Annotated in this window: 23 protein-coding genes; 14 read left to right on the top strand and 9 right to left on the bottom strand. The window is 61.0% G+C overall.

The window, feature by feature from the left end; genetic code table 11:
- Positions 1-31: 31 nt before the first annotated feature.
- The 7 genes from PVV54_RS24140 (at position 32) to trpE (ending at position 7,576) form a co-directional block, all read left to right on the top strand.
- Positions 32-1,156: an ABC transporter ATP-binding protein gene (locus tag PVV54_RS24140; protein WP_274907598.1), complete on the top strand. Its 1,125-nt coding sequence runs from the start codon at positions 32-34 to the stop codon at positions 1,154-1,156.
- A 40-nt stretch (positions 1,157-1,196) separates the two neighbouring features.
- Entirely contained in the window at positions 1,197-2,231 is a 1,035-nt protein-coding gene (locus PVV54_RS24135; protein ID WP_274907597.1) for an ABC transporter substrate-binding protein, read from the top strand.
- A gap of 66 nt (positions 2,232-2,297) precedes the next feature.
- Positions 2,298-3,545: an ABC transporter permease gene (locus tag PVV54_RS24130; protein WP_274907596.1), complete on the top strand. Its 1,248-nt coding sequence runs from the start codon at positions 2,298-2,300 to the stop codon at positions 3,543-3,545.
- A gap of 11 nt (positions 3,546-3,556) precedes the next feature.
- Complete coding sequence (locus tag PVV54_RS24125; protein WP_274907595.1) at positions 3,557-4,384, top strand: ABC transporter permease; 828 nt, start codon at positions 3,557-3,559, stop codon at positions 4,382-4,384.
- A 150-nt stretch (positions 4,385-4,534) separates the two neighbouring features.
- Positions 4,535-5,209, top strand: a complete 675-nt coding sequence (gene rpe, locus PVV54_RS24120; protein ID WP_027917448.1) for a ribulose-phosphate 3-epimerase — start codon at positions 4,535-4,537, stop codon at positions 5,207-5,209.
- Positions 5,206-6,024 (top strand): phosphoglycolate phosphatase, encoded by an 819-nt coding sequence (locus PVV54_RS24115; RefSeq protein ID WP_274907594.1) that lies wholly within the window; start codon positions 5,206-5,208, stop codon positions 6,022-6,024. Before rpe ends, PVV54_RS24115 begins: the two co-directional genes overlap by 4 nt.
- Before the next feature lie 70 nt (positions 6,025-6,094).
- Positions 6,095-7,576 (top strand): anthranilate synthase component I, encoded by a 1,482-nt coding sequence (gene trpE / locus PVV54_RS24110; RefSeq protein ID WP_274907593.1) that lies wholly within the window; start codon positions 6,095-6,097, stop codon positions 7,574-7,576.
- 112 nt (positions 7,577-7,688) lie between these two features.
- Here trpE and estP read toward each other — a convergent pair whose 3' ends face one another.
- Positions 7,689-9,590 (bottom strand): esterase EstP, encoded by a 1,902-nt coding sequence (estP, locus tag PVV54_RS24105; RefSeq protein ID WP_274907592.1) that lies wholly within the window; start codon positions 9,588-9,590, stop codon positions 7,689-7,691.
- A 364-nt stretch (positions 9,591-9,954) separates the two neighbouring features.
- Here estP and PVV54_RS24100 point away from each other — a divergent pair, with 364 nt between their 5' ends.
- The 4 genes from PVV54_RS24100 to PVV54_RS24085 all read left to right on the top strand — a co-directional run bounded on the left by PVV54_RS24100 (position 9,955) and on the right by PVV54_RS24085 (position 13,306).
- Positions 9,955-10,548: an aminodeoxychorismate/anthranilate synthase component II gene (locus PVV54_RS24100; RefSeq protein ID WP_274907591.1), complete on the top strand. Its 594-nt coding sequence runs from the start codon at positions 9,955-9,957 to the stop codon at positions 10,546-10,548.
- Positions 10,549-10,557: 9 nt separating this feature from the next.
- Positions 10,558-11,607, top strand: a complete 1,050-nt coding sequence (gene trpD, locus PVV54_RS24095) for an anthranilate phosphoribosyltransferase (RefSeq protein WP_274907590.1) — start codon at positions 10,558-10,560, stop codon at positions 11,605-11,607.
- Positions 11,604-12,437, top strand: coding sequence for an indole-3-glycerol phosphate synthase TrpC (gene trpC, locus PVV54_RS24090; protein ID WP_274907589.1), 834 nt, complete (start codon positions 11,604-11,606; stop codon positions 12,435-12,437). The genes trpD and trpC overlap by 4 nt, the downstream gene beginning before the upstream one ends.
- Positions 12,438-12,601: 164 nt before the next feature.
- Entirely contained in the window at positions 12,602-13,306 is a 705-nt protein-coding gene (locus PVV54_RS24085) for a lipoate--protein ligase family protein (RefSeq protein WP_274907588.1), read from the top strand.
- Here the strand turns inward: PVV54_RS24085 and crp are convergent.
- Positions 13,303-13,947 (bottom strand): cAMP-activated global transcriptional regulator CRP, encoded by a 645-nt coding sequence (gene crp, locus PVV54_RS24080; RefSeq protein ID WP_274907587.1) that lies wholly within the window; start codon positions 13,945-13,947, stop codon positions 13,303-13,305. The genes PVV54_RS24085 and crp overlap by 4 nt on opposite strands.
- 190 nt (positions 13,948-14,137) lie before the next feature.
- On the opposite strand from crp, the gene PVV54_RS24075 reads away from it, so the two are divergent.
- A complete protein-coding gene (locus PVV54_RS24075; RefSeq protein WP_145183410.1) occupies positions 14,138-14,560 on the top strand; it encodes an OsmC family protein in 423 nt (140 codons plus the stop codon).
- Positions 14,561-14,666: 106 nt separating this feature from the next.
- On the opposite strand, the gene PVV54_RS24070 is transcribed toward PVV54_RS24075, so the two are convergent.
- The 6 genes from PVV54_RS24070 to hemJ all read right to left on the bottom strand — a co-directional run bounded on the left by PVV54_RS24070 (position 14,667) and on the right by hemJ (position 19,089).
- Positions 14,667-15,707, bottom strand: a complete 1,041-nt coding sequence (locus PVV54_RS24070) for a DUF2157 domain-containing protein (protein WP_274907586.1) — start codon at positions 15,705-15,707, stop codon at positions 14,667-14,669.
- A 10-nt stretch (positions 15,708-15,717) separates the two neighbouring features.
- The gene (gene coq7, locus PVV54_RS24065) at positions 15,718-16,365 is read right to left on the bottom strand and encodes a 2-polyprenyl-3-methyl-6-methoxy-1,4-benzoquinone monooxygenase (RefSeq protein ID WP_274907585.1); all 648 of its coding nucleotides are present in this window, start codon (positions 16,363-16,365) and stop codon (positions 15,718-15,720) included.
- A 65-nt stretch (positions 16,366-16,430) separates the two neighbouring features.
- The gene (locus PVV54_RS24060; RefSeq protein ID WP_274907584.1) at positions 16,431-16,769 is read right to left on the bottom strand and encodes a histidine triad nucleotide-binding protein; all 339 of its coding nucleotides are present in this window, start codon (positions 16,767-16,769) and stop codon (positions 16,431-16,433) included.
- 57 nt (positions 16,770-16,826) lie between these two features.
- Positions 16,827-17,609 carry an SDR family NAD(P)-dependent oxidoreductase gene (locus PVV54_RS24055; protein WP_274907583.1) on the bottom strand — a complete coding sequence of 261 codons (783 nt, stop codon included), beginning with the start codon at positions 17,607-17,609 and terminating at the stop codon, positions 16,827-16,829.
- A gap of 67 nt (positions 17,610-17,676) precedes the next feature.
- Positions 17,677-18,633, bottom strand: coding sequence for an NAD(P)H-dependent flavin oxidoreductase (locus PVV54_RS24050; protein ID WP_274907582.1), 957 nt, complete (start codon positions 18,631-18,633; stop codon positions 17,677-17,679).
- 30 nt (positions 18,634-18,663) lie between these two features.
- Positions 18,664-19,089, bottom strand: a complete 426-nt coding sequence (gene hemJ, locus PVV54_RS24045) for a protoporphyrinogen oxidase HemJ (RefSeq protein WP_274907581.1) — start codon at positions 19,087-19,089, stop codon at positions 18,664-18,666.
- Positions 19,090-19,231: 142 nt separating this feature from the next.
- Here hemJ and argC point away from each other — a divergent pair, with 142 nt between their 5' ends.
- The gene (gene argC, locus PVV54_RS24040) at positions 19,232-20,266 is read left to right on the top strand and encodes an N-acetyl-gamma-glutamyl-phosphate reductase (protein WP_274907580.1); all 1,035 of its coding nucleotides are present in this window, start codon (positions 19,232-19,234) and stop codon (positions 20,264-20,266) included.
- Positions 20,267-20,411: 145 nt separating this feature from the next.
- On the top strand, positions 20,412-20,762 hold the full coding sequence (gene erpA / locus PVV54_RS24035) for an iron-sulfur cluster insertion protein ErpA (protein ID WP_274907579.1): 351 nt from the start codon (positions 20,412-20,414) through the stop codon (positions 20,760-20,762).
- 52 nt (positions 20,763-20,814) lie between these two features.
- On the opposite strand, the gene PVV54_RS24030 is transcribed toward erpA, so the two are convergent.
- On the bottom strand, positions 20,815-21,906 hold the full coding sequence (locus PVV54_RS24030; RefSeq protein WP_274907578.1) for an anhydro-N-acetylmuramic acid kinase: 1,092 nt from the start codon (positions 21,904-21,906) through the stop codon (positions 20,815-20,817).
- Position 21,907: the final 1 nt, after the last annotated feature.

The raw sequence follows: 21,907 nt of genomic DNA, 5'->3' as shown, positions 1-21,907 counted from the left end.
TACGCAGTCATCCAACAACGAAGGTGCAGGCATGAGCGAGGCGAATTCGAACGCGGCAACCAGCGAGACGCTGGTCAGCTTCCGTGGTGTGCAGAAGAGCTACGACGGCGAGTCGCTGATCGTCAAAGACCTCAACCTGGACATTCGCAAAGGTGAATTCCTGACCTTGCTCGGCCCATCCGGCTCGGGCAAGACCACCAGCCTGATGATGCTGGCCGGGTTCGAAACCCCCACCGCCGGTGAAATCCAGCTGGCCGGCCGCTCCATCAACAACGTGCCGCCGCACAAGCGCGACATCGGCATGGTGTTTCAGAACTACGCGCTGTTCCCGCACATGACCGTGGCCGAAAACCTGGCCTTCCCGCTGAGCGTGCGCAACTTGAGCAAAACCGACATCAGCGAGCGGGTCAAGCGCGTGCTGAACATGGTCCAGCTAGACGCTTTCGCCAAGCGCTACCCCGGCCAGTTGTCCGGAGGCCAGCAGCAGCGGGTGGCACTGGCCCGTGCGCTGGTGTTCGAGCCGCAGCTGGTGCTGATGGACGAGCCGCTCGGCGCCCTCGACAAGCAGCTGCGTGAACACATGCAGATGGAAATCAAGCACATCCACCAGCGTTTGGGCGTGACCGTGGTCTATGTGACCCACGACCAAGGCGAGGCGCTGACCATGTCTGACCGGGTGGCGGTGTTCCACCAGGGCGAGATCCAGCAGATTGCCGACCCGCGCACCCTCTACGAAGAACCCTGCAACACCTTCGTCGCCAACTTCATCGGCGAAAACAACCGCATCAACGGCACGCTGCTGGCCAGCGATGGCAAGCGCTGCCAGGTGCAGCTGGCCCGGGGTGAGCGGGTCGAGGCGCTGGCGGTGAACGTCGGCCAGGCCGGCGAGCCGGTGACCCTGTCGGTGCGCCCGGAGCGCGTGCGCCTCAACGGCCACAGCGAAAGCTGCGTAAACCGCTTCTCTGGCCGTGTGGCCGAATTCATCTACCTGGGCGACCACGTGCGGGTGCGCCTGGAAGTCTGTGGCAAGGCTGACTTCTTCGTGAAGCAGCCAATCGCCGAACTCGACCCGGCATTGGCCGTGGGCGATGTGGTACCGCTGGGCTGGGAGGTGGAGCACGCTCGCGCGCTCGATCCGATTGCCGAAGCCCACTGATGGATTGCTTCACCAACCCTGTACTGTGGAGAGAATAAGAATGCGCAAGCAGTTGAAACTGACCGCCCTGGCCCTTGGCCTGTTCGCCGCCGGCCAGGCCATGGCGGCGGACCTGACCGTGGTGTCCTTCGGTGGTGCCAACAAGGCAGCCCAGGTCAAAGCGTTTTATGAACCTTGGGAGAAAGCCGGCAAGGGCAAGATCGTGGCCGGTGAATACAACGGTGAAATGGCCAAGATCAAAGCCATGGTCGACACCAACAGTGTGTCCTGGAACCTGGTGGAGGTGGAGTCGCCAGAGTTGGCGCGTGGTTGCGACGAGGGGATGTTCGAAGAGCTGGACCCAGCCCTGTTCGGTAACGAAAGTGATTATGTGAAGGGTGCCATCCAGCCGTGCGGTGTTGGCTTCTTCGTGTGGTCGACCGTGCTGGCCTATAACGCCGACAAGCTCAAGACCGCCCCGACCAGCTGGGCCGATTTCTGGGATACCAAGAAATTCCCGGGCAAGCGCGGGCTGCGCAAAGGCGCCAAATACACCCTCGAGTTCGCACTGATGGCCGATGGCGTTGCGCCGAAGGATGTCTATCAGGTGCTGGGCACCAAAGAGGGCGTGGACCGCGCCTTCAAGAAACTCGATGAACTCAAGCCGAGCATCCAGTGGTGGGAAGCCGGCGCCCAGCCGCCGCAATATCTGGCCTCGGGTGACGTGGTCATGAGCTCCGCCTACAACGGCCGCATCGCTGCCGTGCAGAAGGAGAGCAACCTGAAGGTGGTATGGAACGGCGGCATCTACGACTTCGACGCCTGGGCCATCCCGAAAGGCGCCAAGGATGCAGAAGAGGCGAAGAAATTCATCGCCTACAGCGTGCAGCCCGATCAGCAGAAAACCTACTCCGAGAACATCGCTTACGGCCCGGCCAATTCCAAGGCCGTCAGCCTGCTGTCGGACGAGGTGAAGAAGGACATGCCGACCACACCTGAAAACATTGCCAACCAGGTGCAGATCGACGTGGCCTTCTGGGCTGACAACAGCGAGCAACTGGAGCAACGCTTCAACGCCTGGGCGGCGAAGAAGTAAAGCGCCTTGCCGGGGCGTCGGCCATTTGGCTGGCGCCCCCCGTTCCCCTGTTTTGCGGAGTTCGCCATGGCCATTGCAGTGCCCCTCAACGAAGGCGCCGGTCCAAGTCTCAAGCAGCGCCTCAAGCACGCCGAGCGGGTCAACCGCTGGAAGGCGCAGGCGTTGATCGCGCCGCTGGCGCTGTTTCTTCTGCTGGTGTTCCTGGTGCCGATCGCCGCGCTGCTGTACAAGAGCGTCGGCAACCCGGAAGTGGTCAGCGGCCTGCCACGAACGGTCGAGGCCGTGAAGCTGTGGGACGGCAAGAGCCTGCCGGGCGAGGAGGTCTACAAGGCCTTGAGCCTGGACTTGGCCGAGTCACGGAAAAATCAGACGCTGGGCGACCTGTCCAAGCGCTTGAACATGGAGCTGGCCGGCTACCGCAGCCTGTTGGCCAAGACCGCACGGGCGTTGCCGTTCAAGGCAGAGCCTGCTTCTTATAAAGACGCCTTGCAGGCGCTGGACGAGCGTTGGGGCGACCCGGCCTACTGGCAGGCCATTCGCCGCAACACCAGTTCGGTGACCTCGTTCTACCTGCTGGCTTCGGTCGACCATCGCATCGATGACTTGGGTGAACTGGCCAAAACCACGCCCGACCAGGCCATCTACCTGGATATCTTTGCCCGCACCCTGTGGATGGGTGTGGTGATCACGGCCATCTGCCTGGTGCTTGCCTACCCGTTGGCTTATCTGCTGGCCAACTTGCCGACCCGGCAGAGCAACCTGCTGATGATCCTGGTGTTGCTACCGTTCTGGACCTCCATCCTGGTGCGCGTTGCCGCGTGGATCGTGCTGTTGCAGTCGGGTGGCTTGATCAACAGCGCGCTGATGGCGATGGGTATCATCGATCAGCCGCTGGAACTGGTGTTCAACCGCACTGGTGTCTACATCTCGATGGTGCACATCCTGCTGCCATTCATGATTCTGCCGCTGTACAGCGTGATGAAAGGCATCTCGCCCAGCTACATGCGTGCAGCCATTTCGCTCGGCTGCCACCCGTTCGCCAGCTTCTGGCGGGTTTACTTCCCCCAGACATACGCAGGCGTGGGGGCCGGTTGCTTGCTGGTGTTCATTCTGGCCATCGGCTACTACATCACCCCGGCGCTGCTCGGCAGCCCCAACGACCAGATGGTCAGCTACTTCGTGGCCTTCTACACCAACACCAGCATCAACTGGGGCATGGCCACCGCGTTGGGTGGGCTGTTGCTGCTGGCGACCGTGCTGTTGTACCTGATCTATAGCTGGCTGGTCGGCGCCAGCCGCCTGCGCCTGAGCTGAGGAGCCTTGTGATGCTGAGCCCATACATGTCGCCCGTCGAGCGGGTGTGGTTCTACAGCCTGCGTATTCTGTGCGGCCTGATCCTGTTGTTCCTGGTTTTGCCGGTGTTGGTGATCGTGCCGTTGTCGTTCAACAGTGGCAGCTTCCTGGTGTACCCGTTGCAGGGCTTCTCGCTGCAGTGGTACCAGGACTTCTTCGCCTCAGCCGAATGGATGCGGGCATTGAAGAACAGCATCATCGTGGCCCCGGCGGCCACGGTGCTGGCCATGGTGTTCGGCACCTTGGCCGCCATCGGCCTGACCCGTGGCGATTTCCCGGGCAAGTCGCTGGTGATGGCTTTGGTGATTTCGCCGATGGTGGTGCCGGTGGTGATCATCGGTGTGGCCAGCTACCTGTTCTTTGCTCCGCTGGGGATGGGTAACAGCTTCATCTCGCTGATTCTGGTGCATGCGGTGCTGGGTGTGCCGTTTGTCATCATTACTGTGTCGGCGACCTTGCAGGGCTTCAACTACAACCTGGTACGCGCTGCGGCGAGCCTTGGGGCGTCGCCATTGCTGACCTTCCGTCGCGTTACTCTGCCGCTGATTGCGCCGGGGGTGATTTCCGGGGCGCTGTTTGCGTTTGCCACCTCGTTCGACGAAGTGGTGGTGACGCTGTTCCTGGCCGGGCCGGAGCAAGCGACCCTGCCGCGGCAGATGTTCAGCGGCATCCGCGAGAACCTGAGCCCGACCATCGCTGCGGCAGCGACCTTGCTGATTGCGTTTTCGGTGGTGCTGCTGTTGACCCTGGAGTGGTTGCGGGGGCGCAGCGAGAAATTGAGGACCCAACAGCCTGCCTGATAGAGGTTGCCTGAGCCGGCCTCTTCGCGGCTAAAGCCGCTCCTACAGGAATTGTGTGGTCCCTGTAGGAGCGGCTTTAGCCGCGAAGAGGCCGCAACAGGCTAAAACGGTTACAATGCGCGCCACCGTGATTCTGCCAACAGGTGCGCCATGCAGCCCTACGCTATTGCCCCCTCCATTCTCTCCGCCGATTTCGCCCGTTTGGGCGAGGACGTCGACAAGGTACTGGCCGCTGGTGCCGACATCGTTCACTTTGATGTCATGGACAACCACTACGTGCCCAACCTGACCATCGGCCCGATGGTCTGCACCGCCCTGCGCAAGTACGGCGTCACCGCACCGATCGACGTGCACCTGATGGTCAGCCCGGTCGATCGCATCATCGGCGACTTCATCGAAGCCGGCGCCACCTACATCACCTTCCACCCGGAAGCCTCGCAGCACATCGACCGTTCGCTGCAACTGATCAAGGACGGCGGCTGCAAGGCTGGCTTGGTGTTCAACCCGGCTACCAGCCTCGATGCGCTGAAGTACGTGATGGACAAAGTCGACATGGTGCTGCTGATGAGCGTCAACCCGGGCTTTGGCGGGCAGAAGTTCATCCCCGGCACCCTGGACAAGCTGCGCGAAGCGCGTGCGCTGATCGATGCCAGTGGCCGTGACATCCGTCTGGAAATCGACGGCGGCGTCAACGTAAACAACATCCGCGAAATCGCTGCCGCTGGCGCCGACACCTTCGTGGCCGGTTCCGCCATCTTCAATGCGCCGGATTACCAGGAAGTGATCGCCAAGATGCGCGCCGAACTGGCTCAGGCACGCCCATGAGCGGCTTCGAGCAGCTGTTTCCGGGGACGCTGCCCAGGCTGGTGATGTTCGATCTGGATGGCACCCTGATCGACTCGGTACCAGACCTGGCCGCTGCCGTGGACCGCATGCTGCTCGAACTCGGTCGGCCACCGGCCGGCCTTGAGGCCGTGCGCCAGTGGGTCGGCAATGGTGCCCCGGTGCTGGTGCGCCGGGCCCTGGCCGGCAGCATCGACCACGCCAGCGTGGATGATGAACTGGCCGAACAGGGCCTGGCGCTGTTCATGGAGGCCTATGCCGAAAGCCATGAACTGACCGTCATTTACCCCGGCGTGCAGGACACTCTGCGCTGGCTGCGCAAGCAGGGGGTGGAAATGGCGCTCATCACCAACAAGCCCGAGCGCTTCGTCGGCCCGCTGCTGGACCAGATGAAGATTGGCCGTTACTTCCGCTGGATTATCGGCGGTGACACCCTGCCGCAGAAAAAGCCAGACCCGGCTGCCTTGCTGTTCGTCATGAAAATGGCCGGTGTTACCCCGCAGGAATCACTGTTCGTTGGTGACTCGCGTAGTGATGTACTGGCTGCCAAGGCTGCTGGTGTGAAGTGCGTCGGCCTGACGTACGGCTATAACCATGGCCGCCCCATTGACGACGAAGCGCCCAGCCTGGTGATCGACGACCTGCGCGCACTGCTGCCCGGTTGCGCAGACCCTGCCACTGGGATAACGTTGGCGGATCTTGAAGCCTCACCAAGCAGAGCGTCCAACGTGGCAGTCACTGGCAAATTGTGGATGAAAGTCATCAAGGCATTGGCCCGTTGGCGCTGGCGCGCCTGACATTTGCCCGCCGGCGCCTGCCGGCCCGTCCGCTTGCCCGACCCTATTGCTGCTTGCCACGAGGCTACCCATGACCCGCGAAGAATTCCTGCGCCTGGCCGCTGCCGGCTATAACCGCATCCCCCTGGCCTGTGAAACCCTGGCCGACTTCGACACACCGCTGTCGATTTACCTGAAGCTGGCTGACCAGCCCAACTCCTACCTGCTTGAGTCCGTGCAGGGCGGCGAGAAGTGGGGCCGTTACTCGATGATCGGTTTGCCATCGCGCACCGTCATGCGGGTGCACGGCTACCATGTAAGCATCCTGCAAGACGGCGTTGAGGTGGAGAGCCACGATGTCGAAGACCCGCTGGCCTTCGTCGAGACCTTCAAGGACCGCTACAAGGTTGCAGACATCCCGGGCCTGCCGCGTTTCAACGGTGGCTTGGTCGGCTACTTCGGCTATGACTGCGTGCGCTATGTAGAAAAGCGCCTGGGTGCGAGCCCCAACCCGGACCCGTTGGGTGTACCGGACATTTTGCTGATGGTTTCTGACGCCGTGGTGGTGTTCGACAACCTGGCTGGCAAGATGCACGCCATCGTGCTGGTAGACCCGGCTGAAGATCACGCCTTCGAACAGGGCCAGGCACGTTTGCAAGCCTTGCTCGAAACGCTGCGTCAGCCGATCACCCCTCGTCGCGGCCTCGATTTGAGCGGCCCGATGGCGGCCGAGCCGGAGTTCCGCTCGAGCTACACCCGTGACGACTACGAAAACGCGGTTGGCCGTATCAAGGAGTACATCCTGGCGGGTGACTGCATGCAGGTGGTGCCGTCGCAGCGTATGTCGATCGATTTCAAGGCTGCGCCCATCGACCTGTACCGTGCGCTGCGCTGCTTCAACCCGACGCCTTACATGTATTTCTTCAACTTTGGCGACTTCCATGTGGTTGGCAGCTCGCCCGAGGTGCTGGTGCGGGTGGAGGACAACCTGGTCACGGTACGCCCGATCGCCGGCACCCGCCCACGCGGCGCTACCGAGGAAGCAGACCGCGCGCTTGAAGACGACCTGCTGTCGGACGAGAAAGAAATTGCCGAGCACCTGATGCTCATCGACCTGGGCCGCAATGATGTGGGGCGCGTGTCGTCCACTGGCAGCGTGCGCCTGACCGAGAAAATGGTGATCGAGCGTTACTCGAACGTGATGCACATCGTTTCGAACGTCACCGGGCAACTGCGTGAAGGGCTGACGGCGATGGACGCGTTGCGTGCCATTCTGCCAGCGGGCACCTTGTCGGGCGCGCCAAAGATCCGGGCGATGGAGATTATCGACGAGCTCGAACCCGTCAAGCGCGGTGTTTACGGCGGTGCGGTGGGTTACTTTGCCTGGAACGGCAACATGGACACGGCAATTGCCATCCGTACGGCGGTGATCAAGGACGGCGAACTGCACGTGCAGGCCGGTGGCGGCATCGTGGCAGATTCGGTGCCGGCGCTGGAATGGGAAGAAACCATCAACAAGCGCCGTGCGATGTTCCGGGCTGTGGCGCTGGCTGAGCAGACGTCCGGCGAGTAATTGTTTGGGGCCGCAAGGCGGCCCATCGCGGATAAATCCGCTCCTACAGGTATTTCGCAATCCCTGTAGGAGCGGATTCATCCGCGATGGCCCGCAAAGCGGGCCCAAGATCTCAGAAGTCCACACTAACCCCCAAACTCACCCCCTGCTGCGCCAGCTCCCCACTCTTGCGCCAGTTGTAATTCCCCTGCACATGCACCCCCGCCACCAGCTCATGGCTAACCCCAAGGCTTGCGCGCGTCATGTCACTGTCCGGCGTAAACCCGGTCAACGTGAAGTCATTCCCCGCAAGCGTGCTCAAGTGCATGGTCACATCCTGCTGGTCATCCTCGAACTCGTGCTCCTGCGCCACTTCGGCAAACAGCCGCGTGGTGGGCAATATCTGCACGCTACCCAAGAGCCCGGCGCCAAGGCGTCGTGACGTACGCTCCTGGTCACCGAACGCCAGCGCCGTGGAGCGCCCGCTCTTTTCTTCGTAACCATCGACCTTGACCCGCGCGTAGTCGGCGCTGATGAACGGAGCCAACTGCCAGTTGCTGGCATCCTGCACAAGGTTGAAGCCCAGGCGAGTGGTGATGGCCCACGCCTCGCCGTCTGTATCCCCTTTCTCGCTGCGGTCATTCACGCCTAGTGCAAACGTGCGCTTGAGGTCGTGATAGTCCAGGTGCCCGGCGCTGAGGGCAGCATCGGCCCACCAGCGGTCTTGGCGGAATTGGGCAAATGCCGTAGCTAGGTAGCTGTCCAGTTTGTAGTCCGAATCCTGTTCGCCAGCCTCCAGCTTCTGCCGATACACGCCACCGGCCAAGCCAAGACGCCAGGCTTCGTTCAGCCGATAGCTGCCACCCAAGGTCAGGTTATAGCCGCGCCCGTCGGCATCTGTGCTACTGCTCTGATCATCGATGTTCAGGCTCTGGGCGCCGGTACTGACAAAGGCTTGCCATTGGCCGATCGGCTGCCAGGGCGTTTGCCACTGGTTACGCAGTTCGTCCTGATGAGCGCGAAGTGTGGTGTGGGCCATTTCCGGCAGTAGGGTCAGCTCCCAGGGGGCGGACAGGATCGAGTAGGCGTAGTCGGCAATCAGTTGCTGGCCGGCGATGGTTGGGTGAACGGAGTCGTCAAACAGTAGTTTGGTCGGGTCGGGCGTGGCGCTGTTGATGCCGTACAGCGGGTTTTCCACACAGCCGTCGCCGCTGTAGCAGGTACCGACCAAGTTCTGCCCGCTGGCCAGGCCATATTGGGCCGGGTCGGCGATTGCCTCGCTGAGCAGCACCGGGATGTTCAGCGGGATGATCTCGGCATCGATCCCCGCGAGCTGATTGACCAGCGACTGGTTGAACACGCTGGACAGTTGCGACAGTGGGCTTTGTTGCGGCGTGCCGCTGAAGTTAGGGGTTTGGCCAAGGTCAGGCAGCAACCAGACCACAATGTAGCGGGCGCCTCCTTGTTGCAGGGCTTGGGCGCTGGCGGCCAGCCGTGCACCTGCTGCTGCGGCATCGGCGGGGCTGTTCACCAGGCCCTGGAGGAAGTCGTTGCCCCCGCCAGTCAGGTAGTAGAGCGCGTTGGGGTCAGCCAGTTGGCCATTGGCGAGGTAGCCCGGGCGTTCTCTCAAAACCGTACCAGCACCCGGTTGGCCGGGCGGTATGACGGCTTGGGACGAGTTGATGATCGACGCCAGGATCTGCTCGGTGGTGTACCCGCCAACCGCCCAGTTGTTGCCGTCCGGCTGGCCGCCCACGAGGTTGCCGATGGAGGTGGAGGGGCCAAGCTCGCTGGCGCCCAAACCCAACCTGCCACCGAGAATCATCGGTGAGACCGGCGCGAAGTTGCCATCGGCATCTCGGTTGGTGAATCGCAACCCGGCTGTACCGCCCGTCAGGTCGGGAAACTGACCGGCATCGGCAAGGCTGTCGCCGAACACGACCAAGGTTGAATAAGGAGAGGGTGCAGCGATTGCCTGGGCGCAGGCCAAGGCCAGGCTGGCAAGGGTAAAGCGTAGCAACGGTGCTTTGCGCATCGATGAATATCCTTTTTCATTGTTTTTATAGGGACAACCCGGTGGACCTTAGCAAATTGAAGGGCTTACCTTGCAAGGGTGTCCGTTTCCCCGTGTTTATCGGCATATTGCACGCGTCGCCCCGGTAGGCTACTGTGCCGGGACGTATGAGCGAGACCTATCCTGTGTTGATCGTCAGCAAACTCTTGATGCGCGTAATCAAGGCCCACGCCCGTTGGCGTTGGCGCGCCTGACTTTTTCTCTTGCCGGTTCGTCCGGCCCGCCCCCGTTTACCTTCCCATCCGTTTAAACAGCCGCCGCATCGCGCCGTGGCCAATGGGGAAGGTTCGAATCCAAAGTCAGTAGATTCAAGAGGTTCCACCCGATGTTACTGATGATCGACAACTACGACTCCTTCACCTACAACGTCGTGCAGTACCTTGGCGAGCTGGGTGCAGAGGTCAAGGTCATTCGCAACGACGAAATGACCATCGCCCAGATCGAAGCCCTCAACCCCGAGCGCATCGTCGTATCCCCCGGGCCTTGCACCCCGAGCGAGGCCGGCGTGTCCATCGAGGCCATCCTGCACTTTGCCGGCAAGCTGCCGATCCTGGGCGTGTGCCTGGGCCACCAGTCCATCGGCCAGGCCTTTGGCGGCGATGTGGTGCGCGCGCGCCAGGTGATGCACGGCAAGACCAGCCCGGTGCACCACCGCGACCTGGGCGTGTTCGCCGGGCTTAACAACCCGCTGACCGTGACCCGCTACCACTCCTTGGTGGTCAAGCGCGAGACACTGCCGGACTGCCTGGAAGTCACTGCCTGGACTGCTCATGACGATGGCTCAGTCGACGAAATCATGGGCCTGCGCCACAAGACGCTGAACATTGAAGGGGTGCAGTTCCACCCTGAGTCCATCCTCACCGAGCAGGGCCACGAGCTGTTCGCCAACTTCCTCAAGCAGACCGGCGGCCACCGCTAAGGACCGAACATGGATATCAAGACCGCGTTGGGCCGTATCGTCGGCCACCTGGACCTGTCCACCGAAGAAATGCGCGATGTGATGCGCCAGATCATGACAGGCCAATGCAGCGAGGCGCAGATTGGCGCTTTCCTGATGGGCATGCGCATGAAAAGCGAAAGCATCGACGAAATCGTCGGCGCCGTTTCGGTGATGCGTGAGCTGGCGGACAAGGTTGAACTCAAAAGCCTGGATAAAGTGGTCGACATCGTTGGCACCGGTGGTGATGGTGCCAACATCTTCAACGTTTCCACGGCATCTTCGTTTGTGCTGGCGGCAGCTGGCTGCACGGTAGCCAAGCACGGTAACCGTGCGGTTTCGGGCAAAAGCGGCAGCGCTGACCTGTTGGAAGCGGCCGGCATCTATCTGAACCTTACGCCTGCTCAGGTTGCACGTTGCATCGACAGCCTGGGTATCGGCTTCATGTTCGCGCAGAGCCATCACAGTGCCATGAAGCATGCTGCCGGCCCGCGTCGTGACCTGGGGCTGCGTACCTTGTTCAACATGCTAGGCCCGCTTACGAACCCGGCCGGTGTGAAGCACCAGGTGGTCGGCGTATTCAACCAGGCGCTGTGCCGCCCTCTGGCCGAAGTACTGCAGCGGCTGGGCAGCAAGCATGTGCTGGTAGTGCACTCGAAAGACGGCCTGGACGAGTTCAGCCTGGCAGCGCCAACCTTTGTAGCTGAACTGAAGAACGACCAGATCACTGAGTATTGGGTCGAACCTGAAGACCTCGGTATGAAGAGCCAGAGCCTGCATGGCTTGGCTGTGGAAAACCCGCAGGCCTCGCTGGAGCTGATTCGCGATGCCCTTGGCCGTCGCAAAACCGAAAACGGTCAGAAGGCGGCCGAGATGATTGTGCTCAACGCTGGCGCGGCACTCTACGCCGCTGACCATGCCATGAGCCTGAAAGCGGGCGTTGAGTTGGCCCACGATGTGCTGCACACCGGCCTTGCCTGGGAAAAACTGCAGGAGCTGGGCGCCTTTACCGCGGTATTCAAAGTGGAGAACGAAGCATGAGCGTGCCGACGGTGCTGGAAAGGATCATTGCCCGTAAGTTTCAGGAAGTGGCCGAGCGCAGTGCGCGCGTCAGCTTTGCCGAACTGGAGCGCCTGGCCAAGGCCGCTGATGCGCCGCGTGGCTTCGCCAACGCCTTGATCGAGCAGGCCAACCGCAAAAAGCCTGCGGTCATTGCCGAAATCAAGAAGGCATCGCCGAGCAAAGGTGTTATCCGCGAGAACTTCGTACCATCGGAAATTGCCGTCAGTTACGAGAAGGGCGGGGCGACTTGCCTGTCGGTGCTGACGGATGTGGATTACTTCCAGGGAGCTGATGAGTACCTGCAACAGGCACGTGCTGCCGTTTCGTTGCCGGTTATCCGCAAGGACTTCATGGTTGACCCGTACCAGATCGTCGAAGCCCGGGCCTTGGGCGCCGATTGCGTGCTGTTGATCGTGTCGGCGCTGGATGACGTGAAGATGGCCGAACTGGCAGCCACTGCCAAGGACGTCGGCCTTGATGTGCTGGTTGAAGTGCATGACGGTAATGAGCTGGACCGCGCTTTGAAAACGCTTGATACGCCGCTGGTGGGTGTAAACAACCGTAACCTCCATACCTTTGAAGTCAGCCTGGACACCACGCTCGACCTGCTGCCGCGTATTCCGCGTGACCGGCTGGCCATTACCGAGAGTGGCATTTTGAACCGTGCCGACGTCGAGCTGATGGAAATCAACGAGGTGTATTCGTTCCTGGTTGGTGAGGCGTTCATGCGGGCTGAGCAGCCGGGGCTGGAGTTGCAGCGGTTGTTTTTCCCTGATCAAGTGAAGAAGACTGTTCAGCAACTGGACTGATCGACTAACCAAGCCGGCACTATTGCCGGCTTTTTTGTAAGCCTGTACCGGCCTCTCGCGGATAAATCCGCTCCTACAGGAATCGCGCCGCTCTCAGGGAGCATGCACGACCTGTAGGAGCGGATTTATCCGCGAAGAGGCAAACCAACAAAAAAGGTGGATCAATGACCGATCAACCCCTGGCCCTGACCGTCGAACAGGGCCTGCACGCCGAACAGGACCTGCTGGCCGCCGTCTGCCGAGGCGAGCGCGATAATGGCGTGTTGTTCTGGCGCCCCACTGACCACGCCCTGGTCATGCCCCGCCGCATGAGCCGATTGGACAACTTCGAAGCAGCCTGTTCGGAACTTGCCATTGCAGGCTGGCCAGTGCTGCTGCGTGAAACCGGTGGCGAACCTGTCCCCCAATCCCATTCCACCGTGAACATCGCATTGGTTTATGTCGCCCCGCGCAGCGAAGGCGACCATGGCCGCATCGAAAACGCCTACGAGCGCCTTTGCCTGCCGCTGTGCGATGTGTTGCGAGAGTGGGGTGGCGTGGCCTCGGTCGGCGAGATCGACGGCGCCTTCTGCGACGGCCGCTACAACGTCAATCTCAATGGCCGGAAGTTGGTCGGTACCGCCCAGCGCTGGCGCCAGGGCTTGGGTGGAAAACGCCCGGTAGTACTGGTACACGGGGCATTGCTGCTGGATAACGAACGGGAGTCGATGATTGCAGCAGTCAACCGCTTCAACGAATGCTGTGAACTTGAGCAGCGCTGCCGTGCCGACAGCCACATCGCCCTGCACGAAGTAGTGCCCGAGGCGCCCTGGTTCGAGCGCCTTTCGCAGGCCTACAGCGAAGTGCTGGCAGCGCGGCCCAAAGATTAGCGGGTGCCGTATACCACCATGGTCTTGCCCTTGACCTGCACCAGGCTGCGTTCTTCCAGATCTTTGAGGACGCGGCCGACCATTTCCCGCGAGCAACCGACAATCCGCCCGATTTCCTGGCGGGTGATCTTGATTTGCATGCCGTCCGGGTGGGTCATGGCGTCCGGCTGCTTGCACAGGTCGAGCAAGCAGCGGGCTACACGGCCGGTGACGTCGAAGAAGGCCAGGTCGCCAACTTTGCGCGTTGTATTGCGCAGGCGCTGAGCCATCTGGCTGCCGAGGGCGTAGAGGATGTCAGGGTCGAGGCGGGCCAGCTCGCGGAACTTGTCGTAGCTGATCTCGGCCACTTCGCATTCGGTCTTGGCCCGTACCCAGGCGCTGCGCTGTTGTTCACTGCCCGCAGGTTCGAACAGGCCCAATTCGCCGAAGAAGTCACCACTATTGAGGTAGGCAATGATCATCTCGTGGCCTTCATCGTCTTCGATCAGGATGGTGACCGAGCCTTTGACGATGAACGACAACGTTTCAGCGCGGTCACCGGCGCAAATGATATTGCTCTTGGCGGTGTACCGGCGACGCTGGCAGTGGACCAGCAGCTTGTCGATGTTCTTGATCTTGGCGGGTAGGGCGGAGGCAACCATCACGAAATCCTGTTCGATGCGACGCATAGGCTCTTGTTAGCAACTGCCTGACGCGACGCGCCAGTCAATTGGCGCCAGCTTATCAGACAGCGCTGAATGTTACGGCAGAAATACGACGCGTATTGAGCTTTTCCGACAAGCACACAAGGCTTAAGCTGACACCCTTTTGCGAAATCCAGGAGTACGGAAGATGAAGGCACGCATCCAGTGGGCCGGTGAAGCGATGTTCCTCGGTGAATCGGGGAGCGGCCACGTGGTGGTGATGGACGGCCCGCCTGAAGCGGGTGGCCGCAACCTGGGCGTGCGCCCGATGGAAATGCTCCTGTTGGGTTTGGGTGGCTGCAGCAGTTTCGACGTGGTGAGTATTCTCAAGAAATCTCGCCAGGCGGTGGAAAGTTGTGAGGCGTTTCTGGAAGCTGAGCGTGCCAGCGAAGACCCGAAAGTATTCACCAAGATCCACATGAATTTCGTGGTGAAGGGGCGCGGGCTGAAAGAAGCGCAGGTGAAGCGGGCGGTTGAGCTGTCGGCTGAGAAGTATTGTTCGGCATCCATCATGCTTGAGCGCGCAAACGTAGAAATCACCCACGGTTATGAAATCGTAGAACTGGGCTGATTCGAGCTTTAGCTACTGATGGGCAGCTTTTTCGCGCCTGAAGCCGCTATCCCTTGTAGGAGCGGCTTCAGCCGCGATGGGCCGCAACGCGGCCCCAAAAAATGGCTCACTCACGCAAGGCTGGTAACGCAGCCTTCAACCACCCTGGCAGCCAGTTTCTGGCCGCTCGGCTCAACTGCTCCCGCCGCTTCTGATACCCCAATCCCAGCCCGATAACCCCCAGCCCGATCAGGGTTACCACTACCGGGAACATCAGCGACTCGGCGAACACCTCGTAAGACAGATACCCCAGATACGCAGCCACCCCCAGCGCGCCAAACACCATGAAGACCGGCCGGCGCAGCAGCACCGCCATCCCCATCAATCCAAGGTTGATCAGGCAGTAAAGCGCTTTGCCCAATTCGCTGTCGCTTTCCATCATCGTCAGGCCTCCCCAGAACGCCGCCAGCCCTGCGAGATAGCCCCAGCGCGCGTAGTCTTCTCGCGTACGCCCGTCCACGACGAGAAAGGCCAGCAGCAATCCGAACCCGAACCACAAAGAAACCGTGCGTCGTTGATCCCAGGTGAACGGCGAGCCGTAAACCCATTCGCTCAAATCCATCGACATGAACCACAACGCGACAGCGATTGGCATGACGATGAAGGGGTAGGGGATGAGGCGCAGCATCAGCAGCCCGGCAACCACGGTGGCTGCTTCCATCAGTAGCCAGCCACCCTGAACATAGGTGAAGTACTGGTGGTAGTCCGTCTGCCTATCATCCAGCGGCCACCAGCCGGCCAGCCGCTGGATGGCGAACACCACCAAGGGCACGATGCTGACCGCTACAGCTGCCAATACCCCTGCAGCAATGGGCTGCCCCCGGCCTTGAAGGCTAAGGGCGAACAGGGTGAGCAGTGCAACGTAAGTGGTGGCAATGGCCAATAGCGCCCAGTCACCGACACGCATCCAGGCTTCGGTGAGCAACCAGCCCATCGCACCCATGATCAGCAGGGCGCCAAAATAGAATGCGACATGCGCCAGTTGGAAATTGCCGCGAATTGGCTGCTGGCTGTGCAGAAAGGCCAGAAGAGCTTGGTCCTGGCCTGGCTGGAGAATGCCGGCTTGCACGGCGCGCGCCAGGTCCTTGGCGTCGATACGGTCCGTCATGGGCGTGCCTTTAGATGCGATAGGTGCTCTTGGTCATGACCTTGGCCATCAGGCTCATGCCAAAGCGCACCGGTGCCGGGAAGCGGTAGCCGCCCGCTTCCAGCGCGGATTCGGCGTGCTGCTCCTCATCCACGCGCATCTGCTCAAGAATGGCGCGAGATTTTTCGTCTTCGTGCGGAAGTTGCTCCAGATGTTCATCCAGATGCTTGCACACCTGATGCTCGGTAGCCGCCACGAAGCCCAAGCTGACTTTGTCGCTGACCAGGCCCGCGAGGGCACCGATGCCGAACGACATGCCGTAGAACAACGGGTTGAGCACGCTTGGGTGGCTGCCCAGCTGGCGGATGCGTTGTTCGCACCAGGCCAGGTGGTCGATTTCTTCCTCGGCGGCATGTTCCATGGCCTTGCGCACTTCCGGCAGCTTGGCGGTAAGGGCCTGGCCCTGGTACAGCGCCTGGGCGCAGACTTCGCCGGTGTGGTTGATCCGCATCAGCCCTGCAATGTGGCGGGTCTGGGTGTCGTCCAGCTCGGCATCCGGCTGCACGATGGCCGGGGAGGGCCGGGACGGTTGGCCGCTGAAGGGCAGCAAGGTGCGCATGGCGGTATCGGCCTGCAGCAACAAGCGGTCGAGCGGCGAATAGTGACGTTCGGTAGCCATCGGGCACCTCCGCTAGAGTGTGCCCGACAGTTTACCGCAATCGAGGAGGGGTCGCTTGCGTTGAATCAGCCCGGCGGCCAGTGCATGGCGCGCTGACCCAGTACATGCATGTGGATGTGATAAACGGTTTGGCCGCCCAGCTCATTGCAGTTCATGACCACGCGGAAGCCGTCCTCGCAGCCCAGCTCCTTGGCCAAGCGCTGCGCAGTGAACAGAATGTGCCCGGCCAGGCCTTTGTCTTCTTCAGTCAGGTCATTAAGGGTACGGATGTGCTTTTTCGGGATAACCAGAAAATGCACCGGCGCCTGGGGCGCAATATCGTGGAACGCCAGAACCTGGTCGTCCTCGTAGATGATCTTGGCCGGGATTTCCCGGTTGATGATCTTGATGAATAGGTCTTCCACAGCACTTGCTCCATGGTGAGGGTTGGGCCCGAGTGTACTCAGCCCGGCGCCCAGTGGCTATTCCATGCCTGCGGGGCAGTAGCGGCGGTGGATAAAACCGGCAAGCTTGCGCACCAGCCAGCGAGGTAACAGGCGAGGGGTAAATGCCAGCCAGCGGTTGCGCCTTTCGGGCATGATCAGTGCGCGATTCTTGTCCAGCGCGCGCACGGTATAGAGCGCGACTTCCTCCGGGCTCAGGCAGCGTCGGCTGCCCTCAAGCCTGGGAATACGCCGTCGCGATGAGCGTACCGGGCCGGGGCACAAGACCGAGACTTTGATGCCAGTGGGCCTGAGTTCTTCGCGCAAGGCCTCGGTAAAGTTCATGACATAAGCCTTGCTGGCTGCGTAGGTTGCCATGCTTGGGCCGGGCGCTACGGCGGCAAGGCTCGCGACATTGAGTATTTGCCCGCCGCCTTGTACGGCCATCAAGTTACCGATTGCATGGCACAACCGGCTCATGGCCAGAACATTGACCTCCAGCAGGTCCTGTTCATCAGCCCATTCATGGGCCAGGAACGGGCCATAAGTGCGCTGGCCGGCGCAGTTGACCAGCAGGTCGATGCGTCGCTCGCCTTCTTCCAGTTCCAGAACAAACCCTGAAAGACGCAAGGGCTGGCTCAGGTCGCAGGCACGGAAGAGTACTTCGACGCCGAAACGCTGGGTCAGCTCGATGGCCACGGGCTCAAGGGTTTCACGGTGACGTGCCACCAGGATCAGATTGCGCCCGCGCCTCGCCAGGGCTTCCGCCAGGGCCAGGCCCAGGCCGCTGGAAGCACCGGTGATCATGGCGTAACGGGTCATGCAAGGCTCCTGGGGGTTGAAGAGGGCGGCTAGTGTACAGCTTGGCCGGGGAAGGTGTTGCGTTTTGCTACAAGGCTTTACCTTGCAGTGTTCGGGTGTAACTCAGGGCGTCCTGATACTCTTGGTGCAGTCGCGCAATCAGCACTCCTGCATTTGGCAGGTCATGGATGTCGCCTACACCCTGGCCTGCCGACCACACCGTTTTCCAGGCTTTGGCTTCCTCATCGATGGGCTTGAGTTTGCCTTGCTCATGGCCGCTCTTTAGCGCTGCCATGTCAAAACCGGCCTGCTCAAGGCTTGCTCGCAGGAAACTTGCAGGGATCCCCGATACTGCTGGGGTGTGGATGATGTCGGCGGCATGGGCGTCTAGCAGCATTTGTTTGTAGGCCTCTTGCGCCCGGCTTTCCTGGGTGGCGATGAAGCGTGTGCCCATGTACGCCAAATCTGCGCCCAGAAGCTGGGCGGCAAGAATCTCCTTTCCGTGGTTGATGCAGCCTGCCAGCAACAAGGTTTTGTCGAAGAACTGTCGAATTTCTGCAGCCAGCGCAAAAGGGCTCCAGGTGCCAGCATGCCCGCCAGCACCTGCAGCAACGGCAATCAGGCCATCTACGCCCGCTTCGGCGGCTTTTTCTGCGTGGCGCCGGGTGGTGACGTCGTGGAACACCAGGCCTCCATAGCTATGTACCGCATCCACGACTTCTTTCACTGCCCCAAGACTGGTGATGACAATCGGCACACGATGCTCCACGCACAGCGCCAGGTCAGCCTCCAGACGTGGGTTGGTGGGGTGCACGATCAAGTTGACGGCGTAAGGCGCAGCTTCACTCAGCTGCGCCAGGCCAGCCTCTATCTCTTCAAGCCATGCTTTGAAACCCGCACTGTCCCGTTGGTTGAGTGCTGGAAAGCTACCCACCACACCATTACCGCAGCAGGCGAGCACCAACTGGGGGTTGGAGATCAGGAACATCGGCGCGGCAACCACCGGTAAACGCAGGCGTTGATCGAGCGAGGCGGGCAATGGCATGGGTTGGGCTCCAGTACAGAACGCTTGAAATCAGAACGGTTTGACCACCACGAGAATTACGATGCCCAGCAGGAACAGCACAGGCACCTCGTTGAACCAGCGGTAGTACACGTGGCTGCGAGTGTTGGTGCCATTGGCGAAGCGTTTGCGCTGGGCGCCGCAAATGTGATGGTAGCCGGTCAGCAGAATCACCAAGGTCAGTTTGGCGTGCAGCCAGCCTTGGCTGAGCCAGCCTGGGTTGAGGTAGAGCATCCAGGCGCCAAACACGTAGGTAGCAATCATCGCGGGGTTCATGATGCCCCGGTACAGCTTGCGCTCCATGGTCACGAAGCGTTCCTGGCTGATGCTGTCCTGACTTTGGGAGTGGTAGACGAATAGCCGCGGCAGGTAGAACAGGCCGGCAAACCAGCAGACCACGCTGACGATGTGCAGCGCTTTGATCCATAGGTAAAGCATTGAGGGAGTTCCTTCAGGTATTCACGGTCGTCAGATAGTAGTGTTCCAGCGCCCGAAGGGTCACCTGAAGAGTTGTTACAGACGCCTTGCACCCCTATCATCGTGCGCTTTCCAGACGGTTCGTTGATAAGGGGCAAGCGTTATGATCAAGGTCGGTATCGTCGGCGGCACGGGTTACACCGGCGTCGAACTGTTGCGTCTGCTGGCACAGCATCCACAGGCCGAAGTGGCGGTCATCACTTCGCGCTCCGAGGCGGGCGTGGCGGTCGCTGACATGTATCCGAACCTGCGCGGCCATTATGATGGGCTTGCCTTCAGCGTACCGGACAGCAAAACCCTCGCTGCTTGCGATGTGGTGTTCTTTGCAACCCCGCACGGTGTTGCCCATGCACTGGCCGGTGAGCTGCTGGCCGCTGGCACCAAAGTAATCGACCTGTCCGCCGACTTCCGCCTGCAGGATGCGGTGGAGTGGGGTAAGTGGTATGGCCAGCCGCACGGCGCGCCAGAACTGCTCAAAGATGCGGTTTACGGCCTGCCGGAGGTCAACCGCGAGAAGATTCGTCAGGCGCGCCTGATTGCAGTGCCGGGTTGCTACCCTACCGCTACGCAGCTTGGTTTCCTGCCGCTTCTGGAAGCAGGCCTGGCCGACCCGTCACGCTTGATCGCCGACTGCAAGTCCGGGGTTAGTGGTGCCGGCCGTGGCGCGGCTGTCGGGTCGCTGTTCTGCGAGGCGGGCGAAAGCATGAAGGCCTATGCGGTCAAAGGGCACCGCCACCTGCCCGAAATCAGCCAAGGCCTGCGCCAGGCTGCCGGCAAGGACATCGGCTTGACCTTTGTTCCGCACCTGACCCCTATGATTCGAGGCATCCACGCGACCTTGTACGCAACTGTTGTCGATACATCGGTCGATTTGCAGGCACTGTTCGAGAAACGCTATGCCGACGAACCGTTCGTCGACGTAATGCCCGCTGGTAGCCACCCTGAAACTCGCAGCGTGCGCGGTGCAAACGTCTGCCGTATCGCGGTTCATCGCCCGCAGGGTGGTGATTTGGTGGTGGTACTGTCGGTCATCGACAACCTGGTCAAGGGCGCGTCGGGCCAGGCTGTGCAGAACTTGAACATCCTGTTTGGCCTCGATGAGCGGATGGGGCTGTCCCACGCCGGCCTGCTGCCGTAACGGTTGATGCTTTGAAAAAGCCCGCCCAGCGCGGGCTTTTTCTTATCTCGCGACTAAAGCCGCACAATTCTTGACCGATTTTCTCGGAGAAGCGGATAATGCGCGCATCGAGTTTTATGGCGGCTACCGCGCCGGGAGAATCAACATGAGCGTCGAAACCTTCACCCCCACGGCTTTGGAGTTCACTCAAGGCGCCGCGCACAAGGTGAAGACTCTGGTTTCCGAGGAAGGTAACGAGCGTCTGAAGCTGCGCGTCTTCGTGACGGGCGGTGGCTGCTCGGGTTTCCAGTACGGCTTCACCTTCGATGAGGATGTGGCTGAAGATGACACCATCGTTGAGCGCGAAGGTGTGTCGCTGGTCGTCGACCCAATGAGCTACCAGTACCTGGCTGGCGCAGAGGTGGACTATCAGGAAGGCCTGGAAGGTTCGCGCTTCGTGATCAAGAACCCTAATGCTGCAACTACTTGCGGCTGTGGCTCTTCGTTCTCGATCTAACACCTGCTGTAAGAAAACGCCGCGCAATTGCGCGGCGTTTTGCATTATGGGCTCAAGCCGGGTAAATCGCCCCGAGCACCCTAAGGCCCTTGGCTGCAGTGACGCTGGGGCGGTTTGCTGGGATGCCCTCAAGGCAGCAATGGGCGAGCCAGGCAAAGGCCATTGCTTCTACCCAATCGGGGTCTACGCCATAGGCGCCAGTGGTGGAAACCTTGGCGTTTGGTAGCAATGCAGCCAGGCGTGACATCAGAGCCCCGTTTCGGGCTCCGCCGCCGCATACCAACAGTGCCTCGGTGTTTTCCTGGGCATTGTTCAGCGACTCGATGATGGAGCGCGCCGTCAATTCCAGCAGCGTCGCTTGCACATCCTCGCCACGGTAAGCCGGCAACTCTGCAAGATGGCTGTCCAGCCAAGGCAGGTTAAACACTTCGCGTCCCGTACTTTTAGGGCCACTGCCAGCAAAGAACGGGTCGCTCAGCATTGCCTCTAGCAAATCGGGTTGGACTTTGCCGCTGGCAGCCCAAGCACCGCCGGCATCGAAGGTCAGCCCACGTTTGCGTTCAATCCAGGCATCCAGCAGAACGTTGCCGGGGCCGCAGTCGAAGCCATGCACGGGCTTATCCCGCTGCAGCAGGCTGAGATTGCTGAACCCTCCTACGTTCAAGACTGCGACGTGTTTGCCTATATGGCTGAACAGCGAGTCGTGGAACGCCGGCACTAGCGGCGCTCCCTGGCCGCCAGCCGCCACATCGCGCCGGCGGAAGTCTGCGACCACGCTGATACCAGTGAGCTCAGCGAGCAACGCGGGGTTGCCAATCTGCACTGTGAAGCCGCGGGCAGGCTCATGGCGTATGGTCTGGCCATGGCTGCCAATTGCGCGGATATCAGTGGGCTGTAACCCTTCCTGAGCGAGTAGTTGCGTTATACCTTCGGCTGCGAGGCTGGCCCAGCGGTTTTCAGCAAGAGCTGCCCGGGCAATCTCGTCAGGGCCACTGCTGCAAAGGCTGAGCAGTTCCTGGCGTAGATCGGAGGGCATGGGAAGGTAGTGGGAAGCGAGCAGTTTGAGCTGCTCGCCTTGCTTGATCAGGGCGACGTCCAGGCCATCAAGGCTTGTGCCGGACATCACCCCCAAGTAGAGCGCCATA

It is taken from the genome of Pseudomonas sp. PSKL.D1, from assembly GCF_028898945.1.
GTDB lineage: Bacteria > Pseudomonadota > Gammaproteobacteria > Pseudomonadales > Pseudomonadaceae > Aquipseudomonas.
Note: the sequence above shows the minus strand (reverse complement) of the source record. Positions and strands in the feature narration are given on the sequence as shown.

Excerpts from the sequence above, each read along its gene's own strand:
- PVV54_RS24140 (WP_274907598.1), top strand. The coding sequence starts at position 32 with ATGAGCGAGGCGAATTCGAACGCGGCAACCAGCGAGACGCTGGTCAGC.
- PVV54_RS24135 (WP_274907597.1), top strand. The coding sequence starts at position 1,197 with ATGCGCAAGCAGTTGAAACTGACCGCCCTGGCCCTTGGCCTGTTCGCC.
- PVV54_RS24130 (WP_274907596.1), top strand. The coding sequence starts at position 2,298 with ATGGCCATTGCAGTGCCCCTCAACGAAGGCGCCGGTCCAAGTCTCAAG.
- PVV54_RS24125 (WP_274907595.1), top strand. The coding sequence starts at position 3,557 with ATGCTGAGCCCATACATGTCGCCCGTCGAGCGGGTGTGGTTCTACAGC.
- rpe (WP_027917448.1), top strand. The coding sequence starts at position 4,535 with ATGCAGCCCTACGCTATTGCCCCCTCCATTCTCTCCGCCGATTTCGCC.
- PVV54_RS24115 (WP_274907594.1), top strand. The coding sequence starts at position 5,206 with ATGAGCGGCTTCGAGCAGCTGTTTCCGGGGACGCTGCCCAGGCTGGTG.
- trpE (WP_274907593.1), top strand. The coding sequence starts at position 6,095 with ATGACCCGCGAAGAATTCCTGCGCCTGGCCGCTGCCGGCTATAACCGC.
- estP (WP_274907592.1), bottom strand. The coding sequence starts at position 9,590 with ATGCGCAAAGCACCGTTGCTACGCTTTACCCTTGCCAGCCTGGCCTTG.
- PVV54_RS24100 (WP_274907591.1), top strand. The coding sequence starts at position 9,955 with ATGTTACTGATGATCGACAACTACGACTCCTTCACCTACAACGTCGTG.
- trpD (WP_274907590.1), top strand. The coding sequence starts at position 10,558 with ATGGATATCAAGACCGCGTTGGGCCGTATCGTCGGCCACCTGGACCTG.
- trpC (WP_274907589.1), top strand. The coding sequence starts at position 11,604 with ATGAGCGTGCCGACGGTGCTGGAAAGGATCATTGCCCGTAAGTTTCAG.
- PVV54_RS24085 (WP_274907588.1), top strand. The coding sequence starts at position 12,602 with ATGACCGATCAACCCCTGGCCCTGACCGTCGAACAGGGCCTGCACGCC.
- crp (WP_274907587.1), bottom strand. The coding sequence starts at position 13,947 with ATGGTTGCCTCCGCCCTACCCGCCAAGATCAAGAACATCGACAAGCTG.
- PVV54_RS24075 (WP_145183410.1), top strand. The coding sequence starts at position 14,138 with ATGAAGGCACGCATCCAGTGGGCCGGTGAAGCGATGTTCCTCGGTGAA.
- PVV54_RS24070 (WP_274907586.1), bottom strand. The coding sequence starts at position 15,707 with ATGACGGACCGTATCGACGCCAAGGACCTGGCGCGCGCCGTGCAAGCC.
- coq7 (WP_274907585.1), bottom strand. The coding sequence starts at position 16,365 with ATGGCTACCGAACGTCACTATTCGCCGCTCGACCGCTTGTTGCTGCAG.
- PVV54_RS24055 (WP_274907583.1), bottom strand. The coding sequence starts at position 17,609 with ATGACCCGTTACGCCATGATCACCGGTGCTTCCAGCGGCCTGGGCCTG.
- PVV54_RS24050 (WP_274907582.1), bottom strand. The coding sequence starts at position 18,633 with ATGCCATTGCCCGCCTCGCTCGATCAACGCCTGCGTTTACCGGTGGTT.
- hemJ (WP_274907581.1), bottom strand. The coding sequence starts at position 19,089 with ATGCTTTACCTATGGATCAAAGCGCTGCACATCGTCAGCGTGGTCTGC.
- argC (WP_274907580.1), top strand. The coding sequence starts at position 19,232 with ATGATCAAGGTCGGTATCGTCGGCGGCACGGGTTACACCGGCGTCGAA.
- erpA (WP_274907579.1), top strand. The coding sequence starts at position 20,412 with ATGAGCGTCGAAACCTTCACCCCCACGGCTTTGGAGTTCACTCAAGGC.
- PVV54_RS24030 (WP_274907578.1), bottom strand. The coding sequence starts at position 21,906 with ATGGCGCTCTACTTGGGGGTGATGTCCGGCACAAGCCTTGATGGCCTG.